General features: G+C 62.8%; 13 protein-coding genes. 5 read left to right on the top strand and 8 right to left on the bottom strand.

Annotated features, from left to right (window positions below; genetic code table 11):
- Positions 1-7: 7 nt before the first annotated feature.
- The 3 genes from JAB1_RS28035 to JAB1_RS28025 all read right to left on the bottom strand — a co-directional run bounded on the left by JAB1_RS28035 (position 8) and on the right by JAB1_RS28025 (position 3,302).
- Positions 8-1,246, bottom strand: a complete 1,239-nt coding sequence (locus tag JAB1_RS28035; protein WP_070282939.1) for a TolC family protein — start codon at positions 1,244-1,246, stop codon at positions 8-10.
- A 91-nt stretch (positions 1,247-1,337) separates the two neighbouring features.
- The gene (gene czcI, locus JAB1_RS28030; RefSeq protein ID WP_070282937.1) at positions 1,338-1,712 is read right to left on the bottom strand and encodes a cation efflux protein, CzcI family; all 375 of its coding nucleotides are present in this window, start codon (positions 1,710-1,712) and stop codon (positions 1,338-1,340) included.
- Between the two features lie 42 nt (positions 1,713-1,754).
- Positions 1,755-3,302 carry a C13 family peptidase gene (locus tag JAB1_RS28025; protein ID WP_070282935.1) on the bottom strand — a complete coding sequence of 516 codons (1,548 nt, stop codon included), beginning with the start codon at positions 3,300-3,302 and terminating at the stop codon, positions 1,755-1,757.
- A gap of 185 nt (positions 3,303-3,487) precedes the next feature.
- Between JAB1_RS28025 and JAB1_RS28020 the strand changes: the two genes are divergently transcribed.
- The gene (locus JAB1_RS28020; RefSeq protein WP_070282933.1) at positions 3,488-5,443 is read left to right on the top strand and encodes a GAF domain-containing sensor histidine kinase; all 1,956 of its coding nucleotides are present in this window, start codon (positions 3,488-3,490) and stop codon (positions 5,441-5,443) included.
- Positions 5,444-5,636: 193 nt separating this feature from the next.
- Here the strand turns inward: JAB1_RS28020 and JAB1_RS28015 are convergent, their stop codons facing one another.
- Positions 5,637-7,142 carry a DUF3369 domain-containing protein gene (locus tag JAB1_RS28015; protein ID WP_070282931.1) on the bottom strand — a complete coding sequence of 502 codons (1,506 nt, stop codon included), beginning with the start codon at positions 7,140-7,142 and terminating at the stop codon, positions 5,637-5,639.
- A 436-nt stretch (positions 7,143-7,578) separates the two neighbouring features.
- On the opposite strand from JAB1_RS28015, the gene JAB1_RS28010 reads away from it, so the two are divergent.
- Both JAB1_RS28010 and JAB1_RS28005 read left to right on the top strand, forming a co-directional pair.
- Positions 7,579-8,082 carry a DUF3016 domain-containing protein gene (locus JAB1_RS28010; RefSeq protein WP_070283048.1) on the top strand — a complete coding sequence of 168 codons (504 nt, stop codon included), beginning with the start codon at positions 7,579-7,581 and terminating at the stop codon, positions 8,080-8,082.
- A 163-nt stretch (positions 8,083-8,245) separates the two neighbouring features.
- The gene (locus JAB1_RS28005; protein ID WP_254672287.1) at positions 8,246-8,788 is read left to right on the top strand and encodes a DUF3016 domain-containing protein; all 543 of its coding nucleotides are present in this window, start codon (positions 8,246-8,248) and stop codon (positions 8,786-8,788) included.
- Between the two features lie 13 nt (positions 8,789-8,801).
- On the opposite strand, the gene JAB1_RS28000 is transcribed toward JAB1_RS28005, so the two are convergent.
- From JAB1_RS28000 to JAB1_RS27990, 3 genes are all read right to left on the bottom strand, one after another.
- Positions 8,802-9,599, bottom strand: a complete 798-nt coding sequence (locus JAB1_RS28000) for a transporter substrate-binding domain-containing protein (RefSeq protein WP_083300057.1) — start codon at positions 9,597-9,599, stop codon at positions 8,802-8,804.
- Positions 9,600-9,640: 41 nt separating this feature from the next.
- A complete protein-coding gene (locus tag JAB1_RS27995; RefSeq protein ID WP_034784316.1) occupies positions 9,641-10,084 on the bottom strand; it encodes a thioesterase family protein in 444 nt (147 codons plus the stop codon).
- Between the two features lie 131 nt (positions 10,085-10,215).
- The gene (locus JAB1_RS27990) at positions 10,216-11,664 is read right to left on the bottom strand and encodes a PQQ-dependent sugar dehydrogenase (protein ID WP_070282927.1); all 1,449 of its coding nucleotides are present in this window, start codon (positions 11,662-11,664) and stop codon (positions 10,216-10,218) included.
- Positions 11,665-11,922: 258 nt separating this feature from the next.
- On the opposite strand from JAB1_RS27990, the gene JAB1_RS27985 reads away from it, so the two are divergent.
- On the top strand, positions 11,923-13,029 hold the full coding sequence (locus tag JAB1_RS27985) for an S-(hydroxymethyl)glutathione dehydrogenase/class III alcohol dehydrogenase (protein ID WP_070282925.1): 1,107 nt from the start codon (positions 11,923-11,925) through the stop codon (positions 13,027-13,029).
- Between the two features lie 125 nt (positions 13,030-13,154).
- Entirely contained in the window at positions 13,155-13,388 is a 234-nt protein-coding gene (locus JAB1_RS27980) for a hypothetical protein (protein WP_034784311.1), read from the top strand.
- Positions 13,389-13,400: 12 nt separating this feature from the next.
- Here the strand turns inward: JAB1_RS27980 and JAB1_RS27975 are convergent, their stop codons facing one another.
- Positions 13,401-14,405 (bottom strand): helix-turn-helix domain-containing protein, encoded by a 1,005-nt coding sequence (locus JAB1_RS27975; RefSeq protein ID WP_070282923.1) that lies wholly within the window; start codon positions 14,403-14,405, stop codon positions 13,401-13,403.
- Between the last annotated feature and the right edge of the window lie 87 nt (positions 14,406-14,492).

The following is a 14,492-nucleotide window of genomic DNA, read 5'->3' as shown; positions in this document are numbered from 1 at the left end:
AGATTCCTTACAGGGGAGCTGGTGTGCCCAGCAGGCGCTCGATGTCGGCGGCGGCGTGATGCGCTTCCGTCAGCGCGCGCAGGTATTGGTTTTTGGCTTGCAGCAAGGTGCGCTGGGCATCGAGCACGTCGAGGAAGGCGAACTTGCCGAACTCGAAGCCCTTGCTGGCCGCGTCGTAGGCGCTCTGGGCGCCAGGCAAGATGTCCTGGCGCAAGCTTTCCACGTCGAGCCGGGCCGTGGCCAGGCGTTCGGTGGCGGCGGCCACGTCCGTTTGCACGGCGATGCGGGCGGCGGCCAGCTCGTCGCTGGCCTTGTCGCTGCGGCGCAGTGCGTCGAGCTTGTTGCCCGCATTGCGGTCGAACAGGGGCAGCGGCAAGGCCAGGCCGATGATGGCCTGGTTGCGGCCCAGCTCTTCCGAACGCTTCATGCCGATACTGACCGTAACGTCGGGCGTGGCGCGCCGCTGTTCCACATCCAGCATGGCTTGCCGCTGGGCCAGCGCGCTTTGCGCCTGGCGCACGGCCGGGGCCTGAGCCAGGCGCGCCGCCAGTTCGCTGGCCGGGGGCAGCTCGGGCACGGTTTCCAGGCGTCCCTCCGCGAGGGTAAAACGTGGCGTGGCGTTGCCCCACAGGGAGGCCAGGCGCTTGCGGGCGCTGGCCAGGGTGCTGCGGGCCAGGTTCAGCTCCAGCCGCACGCTCGCTTCGGCGACCCTGGCGCGGGTTTCCTCGACCGGGGACGCCTTGCCGGCCGTCACCCGGCGCGCCGTGATGTCGCTGGCGCGCGCGGCCAGCGCCTGCGCGCTGTCGGCCAGGCGCAAGCCTTCCTGCGCCGCCAGCACGTCGACAAAGGCGGAAGTCACGGCGGCGCGGGTTTCCGCCTGCTGCAGCGACAAGCCCGCTTGCGCCAGGTCTTCGCCACGCTGGGCGACGGCGGCGCGCGCCCCCCGTTTGCCGCCCAGTTCGATGAGCTGGTTGAGCTGCACGGTGGTGCTGCGCGAGGCGCGCCGCGTGTCTTCCAGCACGGTTTGCAGTTCCGGATTGGGCAGGGCGCGCGCCTGTTGCAGGGCACCCCCTTGCGCCGCCAGTTCATGGCGGGCGGCGGACAAAGTGGCGTTGCCGCCCTCGGCCAGCAGCAGCGCGGCAGGCAAGGTCAGGGGGCCGGCAGGCTCCTGTGGAGCTTGCGCATGGACAAAGTTGCCAGCCAGCAGGCCGGCGGAGAGGAATAACAGATAGATGGATCGGTACATCGAATTCTCCAAAAGCATGGAAAAGAATTCGACGGGACGCGCAGGCTGGCGCCTGGCTTACTGCGAAAAGTGATTGAAACGTCCCGTCGGCCTAGGTGGCCGACGACCAGTCAGGGCGCTTGGGAGCGTCCGGGATGTGGGAAGCGTAAAAGAAGGGGGAAGTGTCCGCATTCACGGACGCCGTGTCGCCGATGGGCAGGGTGGAGCCGGCCGGCAGCCACGCATGGCCGATGCCGTGGCAGACGTTGCAGTCGCTGTGCGGCTGGCCTTTTTTCTGCTGGTCCGCCACTTTTTTGTCGCCAAAGGGCTGCTTGTCCGCATCGGCCTCTGCCTTGTGCTGGTGGCTGTGGTGTCCCAGGTGCTGCGCCGCCTTGCCTTCCTCGTGCAGGCAATACGCGCTCGCCGCAGCCCAGGACATCTGGAGCGGAAGCACGAACAGCAGCAAAATGAGGAAGAATCGGCGCATGGTGACGACTATTGTACAGAAAGGCGGGCGGCCGTGCCCATGTCAGCGTGCCTGGGCACGCCACGCCTTCAGCTGCGCGGCGATGGCCTTGCCCTGGAACAGCTGCGGCTCGGAATGCTCTTCCGTCTCCATGCCGCCTTCGCGGAAATCGGCTTCTTCACGGGCCTGCACCAGCACCTTGGCCTTGTCGAAGGCTTCGGCAAAGCCGGCGCTCTTGGGCAGCGCTTCCTTGAAATATGCTTCGCTGAAGTAGGTAAAATCGTTCTGGTCATCGCAGCCGAACGAGGTGCGGTCGCTGCGCGCGGCCGTGATGATGAGGGTGTTGTCATCCTTTAGTGGCGCAATGAAGCCGCCCGCATAGCAGGCCGAGATCACGATGACTTTCCAGCGGATGCCGCTGTGTTTGAGCATGGACGCCAGCTCTTGCGCGGGCAGGCTGTGCAGGTCCATGCCGTTTTGCGCCAGCGCCAGTTCGTGCTCGGGCGAGCCGTGGCTGGTGAGGAACAGGAACAGGATATCGTTATTCTTGTCCATCTTCGCGCCCAGGGCATCGAGGCTGGCGGCGATGCTGGTGCGCGTGGCCATCGGCTGCTGCGCCACCGTGTTGCGGCTGTTGACCAGCATCAAGGAGCGGCCTACGGTGCCATAGTCGCGGTCGAACTGGCGCTGCACGAAGGCCGTTTCGCGGTGAAACACTTCCTGCGCGCCGTCGCCGGCCACGCCCAGCAGGTACAGATTGATCTTTTTCGCCGCATCGCGCGGCAGTACACGGGCCAGGCTGCGTTCCAGCAAGGATTGCTGGCCGTACAGGGCCAGCTCAATATTGTCGCGCGTGAGCTTGTCCAGGGCCGGATCATCCAGCTGGCCTTCCGTCCAGTTGCCGCTGTCTTCTCGCCGTCCATCCGCCTGCGCCACTGCATAGTGCAGCACGCCCTTGCCGTCGAACTGGCCATTCTTGAAGCCGCCCCGGTATTCGTCGCCCTCGGCCGTGCGCAGCACGCCTTCGCCTTCGAATTTCCAGTCTTTCAATTCGCCTTCGTAATGGATGCCGTCGCTGGTGGTGACCCTGGCCTTGCCCTGCACTTGGCCCTGGACGAATTCGCCTTCGAAGACGGTGCCGTCCGTGTCGGTCAGCTTGCCGGCGCCATGCGGGCGCCAGTGCTTGAAATGGCCTTCAAAGGTGGCGCCATCGGCGCCCTGGAAGCGGCCTTGGCCCTCGAAGCTGCCCTTGACGAAGCTGCCCGCATAAATCTCGCCCTTGGGCGAGGTGTAGCGGCCGATGCCGTCGAAGGCACCCTGGCGGAAGGCGCCCGTGTATTCGACGCCGGAAGCCTGGCGCAGCTTGCCCTGGCCGGAAAACACGCCGCGCGCGAAGCCCCCTTCGTAAAACGCGCCGCTCGCGTATTCGAGCCGGCCCTGGCCATGCATCTTGCCCGCGACGAGGGGGCCGAAATAGCGTCCGCCATCGGCCGTTTCCGCCGCCGGCGCCTTGGCTGGCGCGGCGCACAGCGGCGGCATGCCCAGCGCGGCAAAGGCCAGCAGGCCGGCGAGGGTGTAGGGGCGAAGCGAGGCGCGTAGCGTGGCAGTCATGAGGACGGTCTGGTCTGTAGGAAGGGGCCTAGTCTGCCACTGTATTGCCATCGTGGCAAATGCGCGCGTGGCGTGTGTTGCTCTGCTTAAAGGCAAGATTCTCCGTTTTATGCCGTGCCAAGGCTGGGCTGAACTGATAATATTGATTTTCAGAACATATACTTGCACAAGGTACATAGTCACCCATGGAAAGCCGTCTCAGCCGCCTGGAAGCCGTCCAGACCGTGTTGCTGGAAATCGGGCAGCGCTCGAGCACCTGCAGCGATATCAGTGAATTCCTGCAGGCGGTGCATGCAGCCTTGGGGCGCATCATGTATGCGGCGAACTTTTACGTGGCGCTCAGCGACCGTGACGACGGCCTCGTGCGCTTTCCCTATTTTGTCGACGAATTCGACGCCGCGCCCGATCCGGACGAGGGCGTGCGCCTGGCCAGCGCCGCGCAGTCGCCCACGGCGTGGGTCATCGTCAACCGCAAGCAGCTGGTGATGACGGCCGACGACGACGCCATGCGCGCCATCGGCGGCGGCGCCTGGGGCGGCGGCACGGCGGCCGAGCACTGGATCGGCTGTCCGCTGCTGGACCAGCAGCACCAGGTGCTGGGCGCCATCGTCATCCAGAGCTATGACGCGCAGCACCGTTTCAGCCTGGAAGACCAGGCCCTGTTCGCGTTGATCGCCACGCACGTATCGAGCGCGCTGCAAGGCATGCAAAGCATGGACCGGCTGGAAAAGGCGGTGCAGGAGCGCACGGCCTTGCTGGCGCACGAGGTGGCCGAGCGGCGCCGCGCGGAAAACCTGCAGCACGCGCTGTATGAAATCGCCAACCTGTCGGCGCAGGCGGCCGATGCGACGACCCTGTACGCGCGCCTGCACGCCATCATCAGCGAACTGGTGACGGCAAAGAATTTCCTCATCGCCCTGTATCACCCGGACAACAAGGACATCACGATCCCGTATTTCGTCGACGAAAAGGATGCGCAGGCGCCCGTGAAACGCTTTCATTACGGCATTGGCATGAGCTCGTATGTGCTGGCGCGCCGGCAAGCCTGTCTGCTGGATGCCAGCAGCTATGCGGCGCTGGTGGCCAGCGGCGAGATGGACGAGCCGCTGGGCAATGTCGGCATCGCCAGCTGGATGGGCGCGCCCATGCTGCTGGGCGACCGGAAATATGGCGTGATCATCGTGCAAAGCTACGACACGTCCGTCGTATATGGCCAGGCGGAACTGGACGTGCTGGCCTTCATGGCCAGCCATGTGGCCGTGGCGATGGCCCGTATCCAGGCCGACAACGCCATGCGCCAGGCCAAGGAAGCGCTGGAAGAGCAGAACGCGGCCCTGAACAGCGCCCTGAGCGCCTTGCAGGAAGCGCAGTCGGAACTGGTGCGCCAGGAAAAACTGGCCTCGCTGGGCCGCCTGGTGGCGGGCGTGGCGCATGAAATCAATACGCCGCTGGGCATTTGCGTGACGGCTACCAGCCACCTGGTGCAGGAATTGAAGCTCACGCGCGAAGACCTGGAAGGGGGCCAGCTCGATGAAGATGGCTTGCGGCAATTTTTCGACATCATCGACCAGACCCTGCGCATCATGACGACGAATACGCAGCGCGCCGCGGCGCTGGTGCGCAGCTTCAAGCAGGTGGCCGTGGACCAGTCGTCGGACGAATTGCGCAGCTTTAACTTGCGCAAATACCTCGATGAAATCCTGCTGTCGCTGCAGCCCAAGCTCAAGGGCAAGCCGATCAAGGTGGACATCGATTGCGCGCCCGAGGTGCAGCTGCGCAGCTATCCGGGCGCCGTTTCGCAGATCGTCACGAACATGGTGGTCAACTCACTCGTGCATGGCTTTGCCGAAGGCGAACCGGGCAAGATCAAGATCAGCGTGCGGACGGCCGGCGAGATGCTGGAACTCGACTACAGCGACGACGGCATGGGCATGGACAGCGCCACCCTGGGCCAGTTGTTCGACCCCTTCTTCACGACCAAGCGGGGCTCGGGCGGCAGCGGCCTGGGCGCGCATATCCTCTACAACCTGGTGACGGGGCCGCTGGGCGGCACGGTGAAGGTGGTCAGTGCGCCGGGCATGGGATTGCATTACAAGATCCGTTTTCCACTCGGTTTCAATGATGTGTCCTTGAAAACCTAAAAACGGCGGGCCGGAGACGCGGGCCTGAGAAAATGCCGATGGCGGCGTTGCAGCTCCTTGCCGTACATGCGTACTGTCTGCGTCGCTGCGCCTTGCCCTCGACATTTTTCAGGTCCGCTTGGCCCGGAATGCCCGTGTTGGGGGCGCGGGCCGAAGCGTGTTTTGCCGGCGTGCGTACCGCTCGTGGGGCCTACTAGTCAGGAAAACGCTGATTCAGCGCCAGCGCTGCATCCAGATTTGCAATCAGCAATTCCACATACTGCGGGTCGAGGTGGTTGCCGCTTACTTCGCGCAGGTAGCCCACCACGCGCTCCAAGGGCCAGGCATCCTTGTAGCAGCGCTTGTGCATGAGGGCGTCGAAGACGTCGGCCACGGCGGCGATGCGCGCGTATTTATGGATGTGCTCGCCGACCAGGCCCTGCGGGTAGCCGCTGCCGTCGTATTTTTCATGGTGCTGGTGGGCGATCACGGCGGCCGCCTTCAAGAGCGGGCGCTGCGAGCCGTCGAGGATGGACATGCCCACCGTCGGATGCTGCTTCATGATTTCCCATTCGGCCGCGTCGAGCTTGCCCGGTTTGAGCAGCACGGCGTCGGGCGTGGAAATCTTGCCGATGTCGTGCATGGGCGCCGCGTGGCGCAGCACCATGGTTTCCTCTTCCGACATGCCGGAGGCCTGCGCCAGCAGCTGGCACACTTCGGCCATGCGGCGCACGTGGTTGCCGCCTTCGTGCGAGCGCGATTCGACCACGTCGCCCAGGCGCAGGATCAGCTCGGCCTGGGTATCGGTGATTTCCTGCGTCAGCAGGATGTTGTCGAAGGCGATCGCCACGCCGGAACAGAAGACTTCCAGCAATTGCGCGTCGAGGTCGGAAATTTCTTCCACGCCTTTCAACACCAGCAGCGAGGCCTTGCCGCTGCTGTTGGGAAAGTAGCCGACATAGGTGTCGCCGTGCAGGCGCGAGATCTTGTTGCTCTTGGCATCGTCCAGCTGTGACAGCAGGGACGGGCTGAGGATGCCGTCGTCCGTGTCGCCGATCTGCGCGAGGATTTCATAATCCTGTTCGCCCGAGATGGCGCTGGCGCCGCGCAGGCGCAGCAGCATGCTCGTTTCCAGGCGCAGCAGGGCGACGACTTGCTGCAGCAGGCCGCTGGCGAAGTCGCGCAGGTTGCGCTGCTTGAAAATGTGCGCCGAGGCGGCGATGACGCGCTCGAGTCCCTCGCGGTAATGGAGCTGGGCCTGGCGCGCCTCTTCCACCTTCATGATGTCGCGGTAGGCGCGCAGGGCGGCAAAGGTGGTGGTGAACAGCTTGGTGCGGTCCAGTTCCGTCTTTTCCTTGTAGTCGTTGATGTCGTAGTTGACGATCACCCGTTCTTCCGGCGCCTGTCCAGGCTGTCCCGTGCGCAGCACGATGCGCGTAAACTGGTTGCCGAGGTCTTCGCGCATCCAGCGCGCCACTTCCAGGCCGCTGTCTTCGCGTTCCATTACCACGTCGAGAAACACCAGCGCGATGTCTTCTTCGCGCGCCAGCACCTGCTTGGCCTCGGCGCCGCTGTATGCATGCACGAAACTCAGGGCGCGGCCTTCCAGGCGAAAACGGCTCAGCGTCAGTTTGGTGATGTCGTGGATGTCGGGTTCATCATCGACGAGCAGGACTTTCCAGGGAGGTAACTTGGGTGAGGCTGAAGACAAAAATGACATAAGGGCGAGTTCCGCTAAAAGGCATAACTGACGCAATGCTGAGACGCCCGCGCCAGGCTTGCCTGTGCGCCACTACTGGCGTTGCGCGTTTTTCGGGCGCATTTTATCGATTGTAGACTGACAGCCAAGTATTAACAACAAGCAAGAATAATTGACTAAATTCATGCAACATGCATATCAAAAAAGCACTTTAAATCCACGCTGGCGACACTATGTATACTTTATCGCTTAGGCAACTATATTTTCAAGACAATACTTTGTTTTAATTAATATTGCCAATGAATCTGGAAAAAAAAGTCTGTGTCGGCGCCATGTTCGTTACACGGCGCAAGAAAAGTAACAATGTATTAGTTTCTCTTTAGAATGAAACGCATCGCGCTATATTAAAACGTAAAGAATGGCCGGAGCGCCATCCACATTCCTGAAAGGACTCATCATGACAACGAAAACGACGCGTACCTTCATTGCTGGTCTTGCCTTGCTGGCGAGCACCGCCGCCTGGGCGGGCACGGAAGTGCATTTCACCAAGCCGGAACAATTCACGGACCTGTCTTTCGATCAGACGGAGCGTGAGAAAGTGCTCAAGGACTTGACGGCGCATTTCGAGAAACTGGGAGAGTCGCTCAAGCCTGGGCAAACCCTGAAGATCGATGTGACGGATCTGGACATGGCTGGCCGTGAAAATCCCGCCATGCGCTCCACCCAGGATTTCCGCGTGATGACCGGCGGGGCCGATTGGCCGCGCATGCGCCTGCACTATGTGCTTGAGCAAGATGGCAAGGTCATCGGTAGCGCCGATGCGGCTCTGTCCGATATGTCCTATCTGACGCGCATCAACCGCTATTCCAGCGGCGACAAGCTGCGTTACGAGAAACAGATGATCGACGACTGGTTCTCGAGCACGTTCGGCACGCAAGTGAAGCGTCCGGCACGCAAGTAAGCATGCCAGTCGGGAGGGCGGCCGGCGATTCCGGCTTGCCGTCCCGGGCACGCACAGACATTGCGCTACAGAAATTTTCACTTCAGGCTATAGTCGCTCCAGCTGCCGCGATGCGCGGCAGCATGGTACTACCTGGCAGTCGGACTTTCTGAAAGGGATGGATATGCGTATTTCCAAAGGCATGAAAACGTGGGTCGCTGCAATGGCTTTGCTTGCCAGCAGCGGCGCCTGGGCAGGAGTGCAGGTGAGCTTCGAGCAGCCTGACAAATATACCGACGTGCCGTTCAGCCCGAGCGACCGCCAGGTGGCTCTGGATGGATTGGCCGATCACTTCCAGTTTCTCGGCAAGAGTTTGCGGCCGGGACAGGAACTCAAGATTGAGGTGACCGACGTCGACCTGGCAGGCCGTGAAGATCTCACACGCCGCGGCGCCTCCACCATCCGCGTGATGGATGGCCGCACCGACTGGCCGCGCATGCGCCTGCGCTATACGCTCGCGCAAAACGGCAAGGTCATCGCCAGTGGCAACGCCTATTTATCCGATATGTCTTATTTGCAGCGTCTGGGCCGTTATTCCAGTACCGATGCACTGCGCTACGAGAAACAGATGATCGACGACTGGTTCAGGAATACCTTTGATATCAAGCCCCGGGGGCGCAGCAAGCCCGTTGTGATCTTGCCAGCGCCCGAAGTGCAGGGCAAGTAATCAACGCGGCTAATCAACGCAAATAAGCCTGTTCGATGCGCGCCAGCTGGCCGTTCTGCCGCAGGGCCAGCAGGGCGGCATTCATCTGCGCAACGAAGTCGGCCTTGTAGGCCGGGGTGTTGCGCGCGCTGTAGGCGATATAGGTGGCTTCGGACGACAATTCCAGCACTTCGTGCAATTGAAAGCCGTAGCTGCCCAGTTCGCCTTGCAGCTGGCGCGCCGTATGGCGTGCAGCGCCACGGTCGCTGGCGTAGCAATCGATGCGCCGCAAGGCCAGTTTTTTCAGGTTGGCCTCATTGCCCTTGGCTGCTTCCAGGCGCAGCAGCCCCTCGCGGGCCGGCGCCATCAGTTTTTCCGAGAGCAAAAAACCTGTATTGACGCCGATGGTCAGGCCGGCAAAGTCGGCGGGAAACCGCGTGCGCGGCGTGCGCATGACGGCATCATGGCAAAACAGGACCACTGATTCGCGGTACAGCATGGCCGAATACGGTTGCACGTACGGCCGTTCCGTTTTGCGTCCGGGTGGAAACAGGCCGAAAACCTGGCCCTTTTCCAGCGCGGCTAGCCCCCGTTTCCAGGGGCGTGGCTGCAGTTCCAGCCGGTAATCGGGCATCGCACTGGCTGCCAGGCGCAGGATGTCGATATACATGCCCTTGAAAACGCCGTTTTCCACATAGCTGTACGGTGCATAATCGTCGTCGCCGTACAGGATGACGGTTTGCGGCGCGGCATGGCTGATGCCGGGTGCCGCCATCGCGCAGGTGGCCAGCAGGCAGGCGCCGGCGTGGCGCAGGTTGATTTTGCATGTCATCCTGATAAGGATACAGGATGATGGCCAGAATGTACCGCGCCTCAGTCGATCCAGTTTACCTGCGGGAACTTGCTGCCGAAATCTTCCGCCATGGGCACGACCTGGCTGAGCTTATAGTTGAAGAACACAAAACCGGACTTGGCCATGGCGATCAGGGTGTTGTCGCGTGGGCGCGTGATGCGGAAGGTGATGTCGCCGCCATACTTGTTGAAATCCATGACGCCCACTTCGAACAGCAGCTGGTCGCGCGCATGGGCTTCGGCGCGGTAGGTGGTGGCCAGGTCGGTGACGATGATGCCGGTGCCGTCCGCTTCGATGTCGCGCACGCCATATTCGAACAGGAAGCGGGCGCGCGCCTCGGAAATCATGGAAATCATGGAATCGTTGCCGAGATGGTTGCCGGCATTGATGTCCGTCGTGCGTACCGTCAGTTGCGAGGAATAGCAGTACTGGTCTTCAGGAAATTCAAGTTTCAAACGGGCCATGGTGTTCTCTTGGTCTGATGCGCAGGGCGCGGCGGAAATATCAATTCTAGCCGGTTCCCCGCGTCCCGTCGAAAAATGCCCTCAGCAGCGTGCGTGCCGTCCGCTTCACTGGCACGCAGGTTTGCGTACGCCTATTTACGGACGATCTTGTACACCTTGCCCGTGCCGCTCAGCATGTACAGCTCGTTTTGACCATCCTGGCCGAACGACAGGATGTTGCCCACGTTCGCGATGCCCCAGTCTGTCACGGCCGATGCCGTGCCATTGCTGTAGCTGAAACTCTTCAGCCAGCCGCTGCAGTAGTCCGAATACAGGTACTGCCCCGCCAGTTCCGGCAGAGCCGCCCCCCGGTACACATAGCCGCCCGTGATCGAGCAGCCGCCGGCCGCATCGTGGCCGTATTCGATGGCGGGCAGGACCAGCCCCGCCTGGTTGCAGCTGGCACTGTTGTAGCAGTGCGCGCCTTCCATGATGTTCCAGCCATAGTTATTGCCCGCCTGGCCCACGGGACGCACATCGACCTCTTCCCAGTTGCCCTGGCCCACGTCGGCGAGGTACAGCAGCTGGGCCGGCACGTCGAAAGCGTAGCGCCACGGGTTGCGCAAGCCGTAGGCCCAGATTTCAGGGCGCCCGCCTGCCGCCGCAAATGGGTTGCCCAGCGGAATGGCATACGGTTGGGCGACGCTGCTGGCGTTGATGTCCAGGCGCAGCAGTTTTCCCAGGAGCACGTTGGTGTTTTGCGCATTGCCGGGCGGGTCGCCCGCGCTGCCGCCATCGCCCGTGCCCGCATACAGATAGCCGTCCGGTCCAAAGCTGAGCAAGCCGCCATAGTGGTTGCTGAACGTGGGGTGGGCAATCGTCAGGATGGTCAGCGCGGACAGGGGATCGGCCACGTTGGCGTTGCCAGCCGACACTTGCCGCCGCTCGATGACGATATCGCCGGCCAGGTTGGTGTAATACAGGAAGAAATAGCCATTGCTGGCGTATTGCGGATGGAAGGCCAGCGACAGCAAGCCCCGTTCGCCGCTCGTGGTGGTGAGCGTACTGATGTCGAGGAAGGGCGTGGCCAGCAGGTTGCCATTTTGCATCACGCGGATGCGGCCGGCCCGTTCGATGATGAACAAACGGCTGTCGCCGGGCGGCGCCGTGAGGAAGATGGGCGCGCTCAAGCCGCTGGCCACTTCCTGCAGCCCCAGGGCCAGCGGCGTGGCGGCCGCATACAGGACGCTGGCGCTGGCCGTCTCCCCAGCATTGACTTGCACCTGCTGCGTGACGGGCGTGGGCGCCAGCGTCCCCGTGCCTTGCGCCACGCTGGCGGCGCTGAGCGTGTAGGCGCCGGGCGCCAGGCCGGTGAGCGTGGTGCTCGCCGTCAGCGCCTTGCTGTATGACGCGGGACCACCCACCGTGACAGCGCCCGCCACGCCGGCAGGCAAACCGCCGATGCTGACATTCAGGCTGCCGGTGCCGGCGGCAGGCGGATGGTGGCCGCCGCCCCCGCCACACGATACCAGCAGGCTCAGGCTGCAGGCCAGCAGCAAGGCTGGCCAGGCAGGGGAAAACCGGGATAGGAAGTGGCGCATGTCAGTCTCCTGCGGGAACGATGAAACGGCTGCACGGTATGGCGCTAGGTTTGCTGCAAGAATGCGCGTTTTGGCGTCGGCATGATTGAGCTTGCGCAAGCATACCCCGCGTGGCGTCCGCACTTCCGTGCGCTGCTGCACCGTGCGGCGGCATCGGACAAATGCGCCGCGTTTTCAGACAAGCGCGGGTCCAGCGGTACCGCCGCGCCCGCAGCCGCCCGATAATGGCGCATCTGAAACCGAGCAGGAATGACACACATGAAAACCAAAGCCGCGATTGCCTGGAAGGCGGGCGCCCCGCTGACGATCGAAGAAGTTGACCTGGCCGGCCCGCGCGAGGGCGAAGTACTGGTCGAGCTGAAAGCCACGGGCATTTGCCACACCGATTACTACACCCTGTCCGGCGCCGACCCGGAAGGCATCTTCCCTGCCATCCTCGGCCATGAAGGCGCCGGCGTCGTCGTCGACGTGGGCCCGGGCGTGACCACCCTGAAAAAGGATGACCACGTCATTCCCCTGTACACGCCGGAATGTCGCCAGTGCAAGTTCTGCCTGTCGCAAAAGACGAACCTGTGCCAGGCCATCCGTTCCACGCAGGGCCGCGGCCTGATGCCGGACGCCACCAGCCGCTTCTCGCTGAATGGCCAGCCGCTGTTCCATTACATGGGCACCTCGACCTTCTCGAACTACATCGTCGTGCCGGAAATCGCTCTCGCAAAAATCCGCTCCGACGCGCCGTTCGACAAGGTGTGCTACATCGGCTGCGGCGTGACGACGGGCGTGGGCGCCGTGCTGTTCTCGGCGAAGGTCGAGGCGGGCGCCAACGTGGCCGTGTTCGGCCTGGGCGGCATCGGCCTGAACGTGATCCAGGCGGCGAAGATGGTCGGCGCCGACAAGATCATCGGTATCGACATCAACCCGGCGCGCCAGGCCATCGCGCGCAAGTTCGGCATGACGCATTTCATCAACCCGAATGAAGTGGAAAACGTCGTCGACGCCATCGTGCAACTGACGGATGGCGGCGCCGATTATTCGTTTGAATGCGTGGGCAACACGACCCTGATGCGCCAGGCGCTCGAGTGCACGCACAAGGGCTGGGGCAAGTCCTTCATCATCGGCGTGGCGGCGGCCGGCCAGGAAATTTCCACGCGGCCATTCCAGCTGGTGACGGGGCGCGAATGGCGCGGTTCGGCCTTCGGCGGCGCGCGGGGACGCACGGACGTGCCGAAGATCGTCGACTGGTATATGGAAGGCAAGCTCAATATTGACGACCTGATCACGCACCGCCTGAAGCTCGAGGATATCAATCAGGGCTTCGACCTGATGAAAAGCGGCGAATCGATCCGTTCGGTCGTGCTGTATTAAGCGCGCTGGATTGAGCTGAATGTACTCATTGCGCAACACTTGACGGACGGGGCAGGGCGGCAGGCTGTACTTCGCCGCCTGCCCCTGCTAGTGTGAAGACATCCGCCTTGCTTTGGGAGCCGTCCATGTTTGCCACTGCCTACCTCGCGACCTTGCGCCGCATGCTGCCCGTCTTCCTCGGCGCGGCCCTGTCTTCCCTGCTGGCCTTGTGGTGGAGCAATGCCGCCAGCCTCGCCACGCCCGCCATCTGGCTGGCGCTGCTGGCCACGTATCTGCTGTGCGCACTATTGTTTACACCGCTGGCCCGTCAGAGCCGCCAACTGGCCACGCGCCACGTGCGTCACGGCAAGCCGCGCTGATTCCCGCTGCACTTAGCGTGCCGTGCTGGAAAAGCGCTCGCGGTAGTCGCGCGGCGTGATGGCGAGTTTCTTTTGAAACAGGCGGCGCAGCCTCTCTTCGCTATGCAAGCCCGCCTGCACGGCCACCTGTTTTAAGGAAGACACATTGTCTTCCAGCAAGCGACGCGCCACCTCGAAGCGGGCCGTGTCGATGAATTCAGTGGGACTGGTACCCGTTTCGCGCTGGAACACGCGCGTAAAATTGCGCTCGCTCATGGCCAGCCTGGCCGCCAGCAGTGGAATAGTGAGCTCTTCGGCAAGATGTTCCATGATCCAGCCCTGCAACTGGCGGATGGTCGGATGCGTCGTCATCTGGCTCGACAGGTGCACGGAAAACTGCGACTGGCCGCCGGGCCGCTTCAAGTACACCACCAGGTCGCGCGCCACTTCCAGCGCGATATCGCGGCTGAAATCGTCTTCCACCAGGGCCAGCGCGAGGTCGATGCCGGCCGTCACGCCGGCCGACGTCCAGAATTTCCCTTCCCGCACGAAAATCGCATCGGCATTGACCTGTATCAATGGATAGCGCTGGCGCAAACTGTCCACGGCGCTCCAGTGCGTGGCCGCGCTCTTGCCGTCGAGTACGCCCGCCTCGGCCAGGAAGAAGCAGCCCGTGCACAGGGCCGCCAGGGTATCGATGCGGGGTGCCGCTTCGGCCACCCAGGCAGCGAGGGCGGGAATGTCCTGCAAGACTTGCTCGACGTGGTGGCAGCCGACGATGACGGCCAGATCGGGCAAGCGGCTGGCATCGAGCGCCTTGCTGGCGTGCAACGACATCAGGGTGTCCGATTCGACCGGGCCGATGGCCGTCGAGGCGATGCGCACGTCGTAGCCGCCGGGCAGGTTACGCAGGCGCAAATGGGTGTTGGCGTAGTCAAACACCTTCATGGCGCCGATGGCTTCGAGCGCCTTGAAACCGGGATAGACGATGATGTCGACGGTACGCAGTGGGAATTCTTTGGGGTTTTGCTTGATCATGCGATATGCGCGAGGGGGATAAATACTGCCATAATGCAACAACGGCGATGGCGTAGGTTAGCATGAAATAATCCGCGCGCCCGCTGG

Source organism: Janthinobacterium sp. MP5059B (assembly GCF_001758645.1).
Lineage (GTDB): Bacteria > Pseudomonadota > Gammaproteobacteria > Burkholderiales > Burkholderiaceae_D > Janthinobacterium > Janthinobacterium lividum.
This window is presented reverse-complemented; position numbering and strand designations above follow the sequence as displayed.